Here is a 12,500-nt window from a genome sequence, read left to right as displayed (position 1 = left end):
AAAAGCGATGTGCACTTTAAGCAAATCGCTTTTTTTTTATTCAAGTGAGCTTAATTTTTTCTGCGCAATAAAAACTGGGTGATTTGTTCAAGGTCCGTTGCTGCACCTGAGAAATGCGTCAGTGCAGCCAGTGCCTGATCGTGCAAGCTTTTGGCATAAGCCTGTGCCGCTTCAAGGCCCATAAGCGCAGGATAAGTCGACTTTTGTACTTGCTGATCTTTACCTGCGGTTTTACCTAAGGTTTCGGTACTGGAGATGATATCGAGAATATCGTCTTGTACCTGAAACGCCAGCCCTAAACTTTGACCAAACTGACGTAATTGCACCAATGCGGGATCTGTTCCTTTAAATAAGGTCACGGCCGCCATCAGAATGGCAGCCTGAATCAGTGCGCCCGTTTTATTGCGGTGAATATTTTCAAGTGCCGCCTGATCGATACTCTTGCCTTCGGCCTGTAAATCGAGCACCTGTCCACAAACCATCTTAGAGCTAGAGGTGGCTAAAATTTGCATTTGTCTGAGTACAATCGAGGCATCGACGCTATTTTGCTGATCAAACAAACGACTGCCCAGCACCTCAAATGCCATCGATTGCAAGATATCACCCGCCAGCAATGCAGTATCTTCGCCAAATGCCACATGACACGTCGGTTGTCCGCGGCGCAGCAAATCGTTGTCCATACAAGGCAAATCATCATGTGCGAGTGAATAACAATGAATCAGTTCAACCGCCACCGCAGCACGGCGTGCTGCTGCATAATTGGGATTCTCTGCCAATGCAGCCACGGCATAGCACAATGCTGGACGCACCCGCTTGCCACCCAGCATAACGGCATGATGCACCGCCGACTTGAGTGGCTCTGGCAGTGCAAAGGCATCGAGTGCCATCTGCAAATCTTGCTGAATTCGTTCTTGAGCTGTAGATAAGATGTTGCTATTCACAGGGGAAATCGATGTCACAATTGCCTCGAATCTTGAATGGGAGCGAAAAAAGGTCTGAACAGACCGCTCATGACATGCTGCCTAATTTACCATGATAGGACTGATTTCTCACTTATTTATTCATTTACATCACGATATTCTTATGGGATGAGAATCTTTACCAAGTTTTAATTGCCAGCAAACTGTATAAAATTTGTGAACCAAGAAGTTCAATGATTTAGCACGGCTTTGTGCTGCACTCGACTAGGCTAAATTCTATCTATCCTTTAGAATAAAACGCTTATTTCTGGTCGGGTGAAGTCCTTTGAACAACGATTCTTCAAAACTTCAGCGGGGCTTAAAAAACCGTCATATCCAATTAATTGCCATGGGCGGCGCAATTGGGACTGGTTTATTTTTAGGATCTGCACAAGTCATTCAATCCGCTGGGCCATCGATCATTCTTGGGTATGCAATCGGTGGACTCATCGCTTTTTTAATCATGCGTCAATTAGGGGAAATGATTGTCCATGAGCCTGTAGCAGGTTCGTTCAGTCACTTTGCGTACAAATATTGGGGTAAATTTCCGGGCTTTTTGGCTGGCTGGAACTACTGGGTGCTGTATATTTTAGTCGCGATGACTGAATTGACAGCGGTTGCGAAGTATATCAATTACTGGTGGCCTCATATTCCTGCATGGGTTTCGGTATTGTTTTTCTTTGTGGTCATTACACTCGTAAACCTGACCAATGTAAAATTTTACGGAGAATCCGAGTTTTGGTTGGCGATTATCAAGGTCACCGCCGTCATTTCCATGATTGTGTTTGGTCTGTATCTGCTCTTTACCGCCGATTCAAGCTCGACCGCATCGTTTAGCAACTTATGGACACATGGTGGTTTCTTTCCAAACGGTTTTGAAGGCCTGTTTTATATGCTGGCCTTTTTGATGTTTGCCTTTGGCGGTATCGAACTGATCGGGATGGCAGCAGCTGAAGCTGAAAACCCTCAAAAAACCATTCCTAAAGCGATTAATCAGGTGGTTTTTCGTATTTTAGTGTTTTATGTGGGCTCACTCACCATCTTGTTGTCTTTGGTGCCTTGGAATCAACTGGATTTGGGTGGTCTGGACAAAAGCCCATTTGTGATGATTTTTAGTCAGTTGGGTATTGGTTGGGCTGCACATCTGCTGAACTTTATTATTTTAACTGCTGCACTATCGGTTTATAACAGCGGTATGTTTGCCAACAGCCGCATGCTGTTTGGTCTGGCACAACAAGGTAATGCGCCAAAAATCTTTACTAAAGTGAATAAACAGGGTGTTCCTATTCCTGCGGTATTGTTCTCTGCATTGTTGATTTTTGGCTGCGTACTTTTAAATTACTTTGTACCAGAAGATGCACTGGGTCATTTGATGTACGTGGTGGTAGGTGCTTTGGTACTTAACTGGGCCATGATCAGCTTGACGCATTTGAAGTTTAAAGCTGCGGTGAAAAAGCTCAAACTGAATGTAACGTTCCCAGCCCTATGGGCACCAGTGAGTAACTATTTGGTGCTGATTTTTATTGCGCTGGTGCTGTTTATCATGTGGCAACAGGGCTTTAAAGAATCGGTGATTATGATTCCGGTCTGGATTGTGTTGATGTTTGGTCTGTTTCATTTGCTGACCAAAAAAGATAACACTTAAGCTGCAAAATAAATGAAATTAAAAAAGTTATTACCTCGGTAATAACTTTTTTTGTTTATACTCACATTTCGATGCGCCCTTAGCTTAACTGGATAGAGCAGTTGCCTCCTAAGCGACCGACGTGGGTTCGAGTCCCGCAGGGCGCACCACCCCAATAGCAAAATATAAAACAATATGGTTTTAATTTAAAAATAATCAATAACTTAAAATATATACATAAAACAATATAGTTAAATTTACAAGGATATAGTTGCAAAAATTAAGGATATAATTGAGGATATATGTAGTTCTATATCAAATATATCCTTATGGCTAGAAAAACCGTTCCTCTTTCCGATTCAAAATGCACAGGAGCAAAACCTCGAGAAAAGGATTATTCGCTCTATGATGGGCATGGTCTAATCCTGTTTATCAGAAAGAGTGGCTCAAAGGTTTGGCGATTCAAATATAAGAGATCGAATGGTAAAGATGGCTTGATGACTTTAGGCAATTTCCCAGCCTTGTCATTAAAAGCAGCCCGAGATAAACGACGAGAACTAGAAGAATTAATTGCAAACGGTATAGATCCAATTGAACACTCGCTCATTAGTAAAGCAAAATTAGATGACTCCTATCATTTTGAATCAATTGCAAGAAATTGGCATGAGGCCTATAACAATACTGGGCGCTGGTCTAAAGATACTGCAGACCGGGCTTTAAAGAATTTAGAAGATTATGTTTTTCCGTCCTTGGGAAAAAAATCAATCAATTCTATTAAACCTAGAGAGCTTATCCAGGTTATAAGATCAATTGAAGAATTAGGCTTCACCGAAGTTGTAAAAAAAACTAGACAACGACTTACCAGCATATTTGCTTTTGCAATATCAAAGGGTTTTATAGATATAAATCCAGCCTATGGACTTCAAGATATTTTTGTTCTTAGTAAAAAGACAAAACATCATCCTCAATTACCATTAGAACAATTACCAGAATTACAATCTAAATTAGCTTCAGACACAGGCTATCCACTTACTCGACTATGCGTTGAATTTGCCTTACATACTTTTGCTCGGTCAAGTGAGATTAGATTTGCAAGGTGGAAGGAGTTTGATTTTGAGAATGCTATTTGGACCATTCCCCCAACTAGAGATTTTGTGAAAGGTTACAAATATTCTCATCGCGGTGCGAAAATGAAAACGCCGCATTTAATTCCACTCTCAAAGCAGGCACTGGCAATAATAAAAGAGATCTATAGATACAGCGGCCATACTCAAAATGTATTTCCTAAAAACGGTGATCCACACGGATTTATGAGTGAGTCAACCATCAACAAAACTTTACGCCGTCTTGGATATGACACAAACATCGAAGTGTGCGGCCACGGATTTAGAGGAATGGCCTGTGCTGCATTGATTCAGAGTAAATTATTTCAAAAAGATGCTGTCGAAAAACAAATGAGTCACCAAGAGCGTAATAATGTACGGCTTGCATATACCCATAAAGCGGAGTTCTTAGAAGAAAGAAGAACTATGCTCAACTGGTGGAGTGATTATTTAGATGCGACTAAAGAGACAAGTATTAGTCCGTATGATTATACAGCACAGATTTTAGGTGATGAAATCATACAGTTCCAGTATGCAAAATTGATTAAATAATCAATTTTAACAGTTTGCTAGACCTAGGTTAGCTCCCGAAAGTCGGATACCCAATCCGATTGGTCTAGCTCCTAATTTGGGGTGTTGTGGGAAGCATGATGAAATTAACTATTAAGAATATTCTTAAGAAAACTGATGGTGATCAAGAACTATTTACATGGATCTATAATCGTACGATTGAACTATTTAGCTCTACCTACCAATCAGATGAAAAAATAAAAAATACTATTGAGGGGAAAATAAATAATTTTAATTTAGAAGATTATTCAAAATATCTAGATAAATTTTTGAAAGAATTAGATAAACCTAATAAAGATGAAGGTAAATTTATAGTTATATTTCATGATTCTGTTCATCTACTAAATTTTGCATATACGTATTGCTTTACCGAGCATAATTTTTCAGTCATAAATTTACTTGAACAACTCACTTACTTAGAGCGGACTTGTACAGACTATAATGCAAGAAAGTTGACCAAATACTGGATCGATGTAGAGAAAGATCATCAAAAAAAACCGAGATCTAAAGGTGGACAAATAAGAGCAGAAAAATATGCTTTACAGCGTCAGCAGGTCTACAAATCATGGGAGTCTGGTAAATTTCACAGTTATGCATCATGTGCAAAAAAATTATCCTTAGAATTAAATCTAGCTGTAAAAACGATTGAGAAATGGTTAAGTGAAAAATATAGTTGATATCAATAGTGGTAGCACCATACCCGTTGTGCTAGCACAATACCCATTATGCTAGAACAAAAGTTTTTAAGAATATAATTAAAAAACATACTTCAACCATATTCTTATAAATATGGTTATCGATATGAATCAAGCGACTCCTCTTCGTATTCAATTTGGTACAGCATGCCAACTGCTAGATGTGACACGTGAGTCCCTCCGTCACACCATACGCAAAGACCCAACGTTTCCAAAGCCAATGAAAATGGGTACCTCAAAGCAGTCTCCTGTTTTTTTCGACTACCAGGAAATTGTTGAATGGCATAAAAGTAAAAAACAAGCCGCCGCAGAAGAAATGGAGGCTTAAAAAATGAAAAATGCTATTACCTCAATATTCCCTTCTCAACAAATGTTGAGTTCAGATATCGCACTTATTACCAATATACGCTTAGACTCAGTCAAAAGAACAATTGAACGTTTAGCGGAACGCCGTGTTATTACTTTACCACCAACGGTGGAAAAGCCCACATCTGGACGTACAAGCACTGAATATGTATTTTCTGGTGAGCAAGGCAAGTTGGATTCGATAACAGTAGTCGCTCAACTTTGCCCAGAATTTACCGCTGCAATTGTGAAGCGCTGGTATGAACTTGAACAGCAGACACCAGCATTTGATATTAGTAACCCACAGCATCTTTTACAAGCTATTGAAATTCAGGCCAAACAGAATCTACAGCTAACTTCTGAGAACAAAGCATTGTCTCAAGCAATAGAAACTATCACTCGTACAGAACACGGCGTGAAGTTTCAACAGGCATGTAAAATTCTGAATGTAAAGCAACAAGTGTTGGCCCAGTGGCTTAGAAAACATAATTGGGATCGATATTTAAATAACGCCAGAGCTTCAACTTATTACAGTGAAAATCGGGGCTATTGTGAAACCAAGTATTCTTTGAAAGAAGGTGTTAAAGCCTCTGGCCAATCATATAGTTTTACACAAACTGAATTCTTCATCTTGCCAAAAGGCATGCAGATACTTGCCAAGAGATTTGGGGAGTCTGTATGAAATATTCAACTATTTTTTACTTCACCCTTTTCAAATTAGTTTTATTGATCTATATTAAGTTTGTCTGGTGCAAAATCATCAGATTAGCTTTGGTCGGCTATAAATACACAAGCGCATACAGTCCGCTCCGGGCTTTTTTTATGCGTAAAATCTCTATGCTTCTGCATTTCTATGGTGAAGCTGGAGAGGGACATCTTCGGATGTGCGGGTCTCTTGTGTACCTGTCGACCAACCCTTTTCAGCTTTGCCACCCTCACTTGGTCGTGACTGGTAAAGCTCCTAAACAAACACAAGGAGTGCATTCGTCATGAACGCAAAAGTTAATATTCAATTTCCAGAAAAATCTTTTTATAGCGCAATCAATATTCTTGATGCTTACTCACTTGCATTAGATTCAACCACTCAACTTAAAGTTCTAATTAGTCGGATTAATAAAGAAACACAAAGACTTATAGAGCTTGAACAAGAATCTAGCTCTACACCTCATAGCTTTACTGATGTTAAAAGCCTTATTTCGGTTGCAGAATGCTTAGCTGAAAATTACACCAACATTTTTGATTCAGAATATGAGAAATATAAGAATTCTTCAAAAAATATATGCGTTAAATTTGATGCTGCCGATCTTTCTGAAGCCTATGGCCTAGCCCATGAAATAAGCTCTTGGTTCGGCACTCTGCTTTATCAAATCAAAGATGAGTTATTTACTATTAAAGAAAACTCTAAAGTACTTTGCAGTGCGGTTTTCACAAGTCTTGAACGTTTGATTAATATCGCAGATTTTTTAGCTGAAAGTTTTAGTAATACTTTTCAAGGTGAATTTGAAAAGTATGATTCAGAATGGGAGGCGTCTAAAAATGGATAAGCCTTCAATTACGACAGAAAACAACCGGGAACGGTCTAAAACTCCTGTTAAGCATACAGATCCTCTATCAGCATCTGTATATGCTGAATCAGTACGTATGACACCTGAACGCCTTCTAAATGCCGTAATAAATAATCATGATCGGCATGAGGAGGAAGAGTGAGTAATGATGCCACTCGCTGGGCTTGGATTGCCCCAGTAAAAACCTCTGCTCAACGTCTAGTTCTGCTTTCGCTCGCAGATCGCGCTGGCGAACAACATACAGCATGGCCGAGTATGGAGCGTCTAGCTGCTGATACTGTTTTGAACTTAAAAACAGTGAAAAAAGTAGTCAATGAGCTGATCGAAATTGGATTAATTTTGGATACTGGAAAGCGAACTGGACCTACTGGTAGAGTCAGAATTTTGCAATTGATTGGTGTTCAATCACGCGATCAAAAGCAAAAAAATGATGATTTTAATAGTACCGATATTGGGTCTATTGACCTTGATAATGAATCCAATATTGGGACGATTAAAACCCCCAACAAACCCAAAAATGGGACGATTAAACAAGACCAAAAACGGGACGATTACCCCCCTGTAATCGACCCAATTTTGGATAGTAATGAACCCAAAAACGGTACTTTGAATGAACCCAATATTGGGTCGCTGAATCTATCATTGAATCTATCAATGAATCTCTCTGAGAAACACGACTGGATTCCAAATCAAAAACAACTTGAAACCAAGATCAAAATCGCAGGTCACGAAAAGAATCTTGAACTCATTTTTGGTCTTCCAAGTTTTGAATTTGAATTGAGCTCATTCAATTCCTACTTCGATGGCAAAAGCTTATCTGAATCTCAGAAACTCCATAAATTTACAGCATGGATTATCGACAAATTTCAGCGCTACCAGAAAGCCAATCCAGATTATGTGAATCTGCTAGAGCCAACTCAGAACTCAGCAGCAATGCCAGCTTTAAATATTACCGACAGCAAACCAAAAAGTTTATTGGAGAACATCACATGAATAACACGACTCCAATTCACAATATTCAAATCGAACAAGCGGTACTCGCTGCACTGATGACCGTAGCTGGATCTTATGGCCAAATTGAAAATTTACTTTCTGAAAACGATTTTTATGCAACACGTCATAAATTAATTTTTAGTGCGATTGTAGATCTCGATGCACAAAACTCGCCGTATGATTCAGTACTGGTCAACCAATGGTTAGAAACACGTAACTACGGTGAAGTATCTGGCGGTGAAAAATATTTGATCCAGCTCATGAGTGATGCACCATCAAGTTTTTATAACCTTAAATCGTATGCTGAAAAATTAAAGGATTTTACATCATGTCGCCAAGTTGAGGCGGAAGCGTTAAAGATAATTCAACAAGCACGGCAACTTACTGTTACCCGTGGCGAACTCGTACAGAATGCTCAGAATGTATTTGCTAATTTGAACACTGAGGCTGCAAGTGAATCACTATTCCATATCCATGATGCAGCATCAAATACATTTGTAGAAATTAGCCGTAAGATGGAAGCAGCGATTGCCGGTACCACGTTGATCAAGGGTATTCAAACTGGTATTTATGACTTAGATCAGAAATTAGGTGATGTTGAACCAGGTTGTTTATTTGTGATAGCTGCGCGACCTGCTATGGGAAAAACCACTATGATGCAAGTTATAGCAAATCATGTTGCTATCATCCAAAAGAAACCTGTTCTGATTATGTCGGGTGAAATGCCAAAAGAACAGATCGCTATGCGTCTCTGTTGCGCCATAGCACCCGCTAATATTAGTTTGGTACGTAACACGCCACACCTATTGCCAAAAGACGAATTTACGGCCTATACGCGCGCTGTAGCGATGCTTCGAAATGTACCTATGCAAATCAATGACACATCTCGTCCCGCGATTGCCAATATCAGAGAATCAGTTCGCAAGATAAAACATGAATACGGGTCGGTTGGCTTAGTACTTGTTGATTATCTGCAGATTATGAAAACAACGAAACAGTTTGCCCGTGAAGACCTAAAAATTGCGTATTTCACTGGGGAATTGAAAGCGATGGCAAAAGAGTTTGATTGCGTGGTTGTTCTATTATCACAGCTTAACCGTGAATTAGAAAAACGTCCTAATAAGCGGCCCATGCTTTCTGATCTGAGAGAATCTGGAGCGATTGAACAAGATGCAGATCAAATCTTATTTCTATATCGAGATGAGATTTACAACAAAGAATCTAAATACATAGGTGTTGCTGAGGCTATTGTCGGTAAGAATAGACACGGCGCACCTGGTACGTCGTATATGCATTCGCAGTTGAAATACTGTCAATTTACTAATTTGGATAACGAAGCTTTGATGCAAATTCAAGGAGTAGAAATATAATGTCTTATTCTATTGATTATACTCTTGGGCAAAAAGGTCTATCAGAACGATTTATAAACTTAAAGACTAGGAAAAAAGTTAAAGATTTTATCGTTAAACGCCGTGGCTATAAAAGGCCTGACTTCAACAGAATGATTCTAGATCTATCTCGTTTAGGCTGGACACATGAAAAAATTGCTTTTGTTCTACCTATCGCTGGAGCATCGACTGTCAGTGAATGGGCGCGTGGTGGTACACCGAATTATGAGCACGGCGAAGCATTTATAGAACTCTGGAAAACTGAAACTGGTGTTGAACGCATTCCACGCGAAGGTGAATGGCAAGCGTATAAATATGAGATTGGGCAATTAAACTTATTGTAAAAGCTATATTTTTATAAAAAATTTGTGAGATAACGTTAATTTTATTTGATGTTTGATCAAAGTTAAATTTTTGAGGCCATTGTAAAAGTAAGGTCTTTTGTTAAAATCTAGTCCAATTTTGGCATGGATGCTGAAATTAAGGAGACATATATATGCTTAATTTCGACAATTCTCTTGGTCCTATTGAAATCAGAGAGCAACTCAGTTCTTGGATTAAGAATAAACTTGAGCTCAAGCAGAATGATGTCTTGATAAATGAATTAGGTTTCTATAATAAAAATCCAAACTCCTCCGTAGAATCCACGTTTCGTGCAGACTTAGTTCTTGCTAACGGTAGATTAGTAGGATTTGAAATTAAGTCTAAGGCAGATAATCTCAAGAGATGGGATCGTCAGATGCATGCTTATAGTAATGTGTTTAATGAAATCTGGTTATGTTGCCATAGTTCTCACTTGAAAAAAGCTATAGAAACCACTGCACCACATATTGGTATTCTAATGATTGATGACCTGGGATCTATTGCAGTATATAAGCCCGCATCTCCTAATAAATATATAAATGCCTTTGATCTAACTAGCTTTCTATGGAAAGAGGAACTTCAAGAGTTTGCAAGAAATCATAATGTAACTATTCGATCATCTGATAACAAAAAGGCAATTAGAGAACGAATAGCCACATTAATCGATATAAGCTTAATCAACAGTTACGTTTTACAATGCTTAAAAACTAGGGATCGTGCTTATTCTATTTCTAGTTAATCCTCTTCTTCTTTTGGTTTCAAAATATTTTCATATAACCCATGGTTTAAAAGTTGGTGCAGCAATGTAATATGCTGATTGATCCTTATCTTATTCCAAACGGAGTTAGTTTTTGGCTCTTCTGTTTGTCGGCTAATTGCATCAATTCTACGATTTCCCCAACAGAACTCTGCACCATGTGACTGGAATTCAGGGCTTTCTACAATTCTATTAGCTATTCCCACAAATTTTTCCCATTCGCCACTGTTCCCATATCTGTATTGATACCACCCTAGATCGTAAGCATATCCAGCAAATGGAATTGGCAAGCTCATAACAGCAGGATCATAATCATCAGAAATATCCTTCATAGGATTTGTAGAAGCATAATCCCCATATATACATTTAATATTTGGATCAATTTTATGGATTAACTGGCAAAAATAAGCCTGCCAAATTGGATCAATATTAGATACTGTTAATTCTTCATTTTTACCTGGACGATCGTTAGGCCAAGAAGTACTTAATGTTAAAATATGCTTGATATTGTAGTTAATAGCAGCTCTAGCACATCTCATTATTGTGCCATCTGGACCAAGATTTGGTATATTTTCAATTGAACATACATCTATTATAACCAAGACTTTATTAATAGACTCATCAGGAATAGCATTCATAAGAGAAGAAAAAATAGCTAATTTTTTATCCAAATTAGAACTATCGATAGAGTCAATTTCTAGTCTTATTCCCAAATATCCAAAATCATTTAGAATCTTCAAACCAAATTGAGTCACGGATCGTGCATCATCTAATGCACCAAAACCAACTACTGGTTTTACTCGATTATTTATATTGAATAACCTGTGAAAAAACTCATATTTAAAGCTGTAATGATTTTCAGGGTTATCCAATAGTGGAGCAATACCAGAAACAGCATCTAATGTATATCGAGAGTTATCAACCCATAAAGCGCCACCCTCCCACTCATTTAGGAACCGCTCAATATCCTTAATTGCTTCGGAATTACTTCTTAATAATAAAAATGGAGATATTTGATCTTTTACATTTTTATCAAGCTCAGTTAAAGCTGCCAACTCAAATCGACTTGTTCTAATAGCAGGTAAATATTTAATATCATTCAACAAGTTATGCATTTTTTCTCCATCCGATCTATATTGAGCCACTGTGTCGGATTCACAGTATTTTTAAAAATATTAAAAATTTTTTATTTATTTTATTTAATTACTATTTACTTTAAATTTCATAGGCTGAAAATCATCAATATGAACTTTCTTAGCCTTCAGTAAATCTTCTCTTTTTCCATCTACGACCAAAACGGCGCGCTTAACCTCAACTGTCCATGTGCGATCTGCTCCGCACATCTTTTCGGACTCAAGAAAAACATTCCCAAATGCTTTACCTTGAAGGTTTTGTATATCGCCGTAGGTTATTACATTCTCAGAAGTCCCCTGCACTCTACCGGCTTTGTCCTTTGCAACAAGGTCTAAATACAGTTTGTCATAGGTCCCAAGAAAATCATGAATCGTTACATCCACTACGGCGGAACATATTCCAGAATTTACATAGCTTGTTCTGGAGTGCTGCAGAGTAATTGGGGTAGCCAATACTACTGAACTCATAAGAGCAACTAAGAAGAAGGTTAATATTTTTTTCATAATGGAAGGCTACCCTGTATTAATGCCATAAGTGAATCTAAGTTATCCCAACCAACATCTACAATTTTTGTTGTTAGATGCTTTAAACTGTCTGCAGGTAATTCTTTAATTGCATCAATCATGGTTTCTTTACGTTCAGGACTAAGATCAGAACTCATGATTTTTGTGGCCAGAATTGCTCTAAGTTGCTCTGTTTCAAATTTAATGGTGACTGTACCAAGAATTGCGGAGAGTCCACCATCATCAGCAAGAAAATCCATTCCTGTATGGGTTATTAAAACATTACCGAAACTAAAAAGGCCATCTACAGATATATATACTGACTTGGGTTCAATAAGCCTATGCTGTTCTAAATATCTTAAATTAGCTGCTAAGATATGATCATCTAAAGGCTCATATAGTTCGTCTAACTCATGTCCAACAGATCGTGGATATACAGTTGCCGCTACATTTAAAATTTGCCTTTGTAATTCTCTGTCTAAAATCATATTCAATTTCCAA

Annotated in this window: 14 protein-coding genes and 1 tRNA gene; 11 read left to right on the top strand and 4 right to left on the bottom strand. The window is 38.2% G+C overall.

Annotation, left to right across the window (positions count from 1 at the left end):
• Positions 1-50: 50 nt before the first annotated feature.
• Positions 51-959 carry a polyprenyl synthetase family protein gene (locus L2096_RS10240; protein ID WP_004941145.1) on the bottom strand — a complete coding sequence of 303 codons (909 nt, stop codon included), beginning with the start codon at positions 957-959 and terminating at the stop codon, positions 51-53.
• Between the two features lie 286 nt (positions 960-1,245).
• Between L2096_RS10240 and L2096_RS10235 the strand changes: the two genes are divergently transcribed.
• The 11 genes from L2096_RS10235 (at position 1,246) to L2096_RS10185 (ending at position 10,344) form a co-directional block, all read left to right on the top strand.
• Positions 1,246-2,604 (top strand): amino acid permease, encoded by a 1,359-nt coding sequence (locus L2096_RS10235; RefSeq protein ID WP_034440327.1) that lies wholly within the window; start codon positions 1,246-1,248, stop codon positions 2,602-2,604.
• 73 nt (positions 2,605-2,677) lie between these two features.
• Positions 2,678-2,753: transfer RNA gene (locus L2096_RS10230), tRNA-Arg, on the top strand.
• Positions 2,754-2,912: 159 nt separating this feature from the next.
• On the top strand, positions 2,913-4,238 hold the full coding sequence (locus L2096_RS10225) for a tyrosine-type recombinase/integrase (RefSeq protein ID WP_250365362.1): 1,326 nt from the start codon (positions 2,913-2,915) through the stop codon (positions 4,236-4,238).
• Between the two features lie 95 nt (positions 4,239-4,333).
• Positions 4,334-4,933, top strand: a complete 600-nt coding sequence (locus L2096_RS10220; RefSeq protein ID WP_250365361.1) for a hypothetical protein — start codon at positions 4,334-4,336, stop codon at positions 4,931-4,933.
• Positions 4,934-5,057: 124 nt separating this feature from the next.
• Positions 5,058-5,279, top strand: a complete 222-nt coding sequence (locus L2096_RS10215) for a transcriptional regulator (RefSeq protein WP_228154090.1) — start codon at positions 5,058-5,060, stop codon at positions 5,277-5,279.
• Between the two features lie 3 nt (positions 5,280-5,282).
• Positions 5,283-5,978 (top strand): phage antirepressor KilAC domain-containing protein, encoded by a 696-nt coding sequence (locus L2096_RS10210; protein WP_250365360.1) that lies wholly within the window; start codon positions 5,283-5,285, stop codon positions 5,976-5,978.
• A 307-nt stretch (positions 5,979-6,285) separates the two neighbouring features.
• The gene (locus L2096_RS10205; protein ID WP_250365359.1) at positions 6,286-6,840 is read left to right on the top strand and encodes a hypothetical protein; all 555 of its coding nucleotides are present in this window, start codon (positions 6,286-6,288) and stop codon (positions 6,838-6,840) included.
• 159 nt (positions 6,841-6,999) lie between these two features.
• On the top strand, positions 7,000-7,854 hold the full coding sequence (locus L2096_RS10200; protein ID WP_250365358.1) for a helix-turn-helix domain-containing protein: 855 nt from the start codon (positions 7,000-7,002) through the stop codon (positions 7,852-7,854).
• Positions 7,851-9,224, top strand: coding sequence for a replicative DNA helicase (gene dnaB, locus L2096_RS10195; protein ID WP_250365357.1), 1,374 nt, complete (start codon positions 7,851-7,853; stop codon positions 9,222-9,224). Before L2096_RS10200 ends, dnaB begins: the two co-directional genes overlap by 4 nt.
• A complete protein-coding gene (locus L2096_RS10190) occupies positions 9,224-9,586 on the top strand; it encodes a hypothetical protein (protein WP_250365356.1) in 363 nt (120 codons plus the stop codon). Before dnaB ends, L2096_RS10190 begins: the two co-directional genes overlap by 1 nt.
• Before the next feature lie 152 nt (positions 9,587-9,738).
• Entirely contained in the window at positions 9,739-10,344 is a 606-nt protein-coding gene (locus L2096_RS10185) for a sce7726 family protein (protein WP_250365355.1), read from the top strand.
• Here L2096_RS10185 and L2096_RS10180 read toward each other — a convergent pair.
• The 3 genes from L2096_RS10180 to L2096_RS10170 form a co-directional block, all read right to left on the bottom strand.
• The gene (locus L2096_RS10180; RefSeq protein WP_250365354.1) at positions 10,341-11,477 is read right to left on the bottom strand and encodes a beta family protein; all 1,137 of its coding nucleotides are present in this window, start codon (positions 11,475-11,477) and stop codon (positions 10,341-10,343) included. The genes L2096_RS10185 and L2096_RS10180 overlap by 4 nt on opposite strands.
• Positions 11,478-11,561: 84 nt before the next feature.
• Positions 11,562-11,999: a hypothetical protein gene (locus tag L2096_RS10175; protein WP_250365353.1), complete on the bottom strand. Its 438-nt coding sequence runs from the start codon at positions 11,997-11,999 to the stop codon at positions 11,562-11,564.
• Positions 11,996-12,487 (bottom strand): hypothetical protein, encoded by a 492-nt coding sequence (locus tag L2096_RS10170; RefSeq protein WP_250365352.1) that lies wholly within the window; start codon positions 12,485-12,487, stop codon positions 11,996-11,998. The genes L2096_RS10175 and L2096_RS10170 overlap by 4 nt, the downstream gene beginning before the upstream one ends.
• Positions 12,488-12,500 lie beyond the last annotated feature (13 nt).

Source organism: Acinetobacter sp. ACZLY 512 (assembly GCF_023614015.1).
GTDB classification, from domain to species: domain Bacteria; phylum Pseudomonadota; class Gammaproteobacteria; order Pseudomonadales; family Moraxellaceae; genus Acinetobacter; species Acinetobacter soli.
Note: the sequence above shows the minus strand (reverse complement) of the source record. Positions and strands in the feature narration are given on the sequence as shown.

Excerpts from the sequence above, each read along its gene's own strand:
- L2096_RS10225 (WP_250365362.1), top strand. The coding sequence starts at position 2,913 with ATGGCTAGAAAAACCGTTCCTCTTTCCGATTCAAAATGCACAGGAGCA.
- L2096_RS10175 (WP_250365353.1), bottom strand. The coding sequence starts at position 11,999 with ATGAAAAAAATATTAACCTTCTTCTTAGTTGCTCTTATGAGTTCAGTA.
- dnaB (WP_250365357.1), top strand. The coding sequence starts at position 7,851 with ATGAATAACACGACTCCAATTCACAATATTCAAATCGAACAAGCGGTA.
- L2096_RS10170 (WP_250365352.1), bottom strand. The coding sequence starts at position 12,487 with ATGATTTTAGACAGAGAATTACAAAGGCAAATTTTAAATGTAGCGGCA.
- L2096_RS10205 (WP_250365359.1), top strand. The coding sequence starts at position 6,286 with ATGAACGCAAAAGTTAATATTCAATTTCCAGAAAAATCTTTTTATAGC.
- L2096_RS10180 (WP_250365354.1), bottom strand. The coding sequence starts at position 11,477 with ATGCATAACTTGTTGAATGATATTAAATATTTACCTGCTATTAGAACA.
- L2096_RS10215 (WP_228154090.1), top strand. The coding sequence starts at position 5,058 with ATGAATCAAGCGACTCCTCTTCGTATTCAATTTGGTACAGCATGCCAA.
- L2096_RS10185 (WP_250365355.1), top strand. The coding sequence starts at position 9,739 with ATGCTTAATTTCGACAATTCTCTTGGTCCTATTGAAATCAGAGAGCAA.
- L2096_RS10220 (WP_250365361.1), top strand. The coding sequence starts at position 4,334 with ATGATGAAATTAACTATTAAGAATATTCTTAAGAAAACTGATGGTGAT.
- L2096_RS10210 (WP_250365360.1), top strand. The coding sequence starts at position 5,283 with ATGAAAAATGCTATTACCTCAATATTCCCTTCTCAACAAATGTTGAGT.
- L2096_RS10190 (WP_250365356.1), top strand. The coding sequence starts at position 9,224 with ATGTCTTATTCTATTGATTATACTCTTGGGCAAAAAGGTCTATCAGAA.